At 44.4% G+C, this 885-nt stretch carries 1 pseudogene; it reads left to right on the top strand.

What is annotated here, in order from left to right:
• A pseudogene (locus HC175_RS15410) lies at positions 1 to 422 on the top strand (signal recognition particle protein); the annotation flags it as partial.
• Between the last annotated feature and the right edge of the window lie 463 nt (positions 423 to 885).

Raw genomic sequence — 885 nt, 5'->3', positions numbered from 1 at the left:
TGGAAAGAGCCCAGGAGCAGTATGATGAAGAGGAAGCAAGAAAACTTCAGAAGAAGATCGCCAAAAATGAGTTCGGATTTGACGATTTCCTGAATCAGCTTCAGCAGATCAAGAAAATGGGATCCATGAAAGATCTTATGGGCATGATCCCCGGCGCAGGAAAAATGCTGAAAGATGTGGAGATCGATGACGATGCCTTTAAACCTATTGAGGCTATCATCCACTCCATGACTCCTGAAGAGCGTTCGAAGCCTTCTGTTATTAACGCCTCCCGAAAAAAGAGAATTGGAAAAGGTTCCGGTACTTCGGTACAACAGGTGAATCAGCTTTTAAAGCAATTCAGCCAAATGAGTAAGATGATGAAAATGATGCAGGGCGGCGGCGGAAGAAAGATGATGCAGATGATGAAGGGAATGAAGTAATAGTGTTCAGTGGTCAGTGCTCAGTGAGCAGTACATCCCCCGCTAATAAGCGGGACTACCGTGCAATATGACTTTGGGCAATTTTATTGACTTAGTTGTGCAAGTGTGTGGAGCATAAAAAAGCCCCGGCGGGGCGCAATATTAATAGCCCGGGGTTTTAACCCCGGGCTTAAAGAACCACCTGACAAGAGCCCTGTAAGGGCGACATATATACACACGATTATTTGTTTAGTCATATGATAGTGGTCAGTGGTCAGTATCTCCCCCGCTGAACAGCGGGATTTCCGCGGCATATGACTATAAAAAATTTTATACAGACAGCAAAAAAAGCCCCAGGGGCAATGGTAATTCACCGTCGAAAGGCTTATTTCTGTTGAATTGCTCTCCAGCAGAGCTCAATTCCTCTTCAGGCCAACAAAGTTAAATATTCGGAAAGAAAGAATCTGAAACTTGGAATACAACA

Source organism: Salinimicrobium oceani (assembly GCF_012037645.1).
The sequence above is the reverse complement of the archived record's forward strand: the minus strand, read 5'-3'. Positions and strand labels throughout refer to the sequence as shown.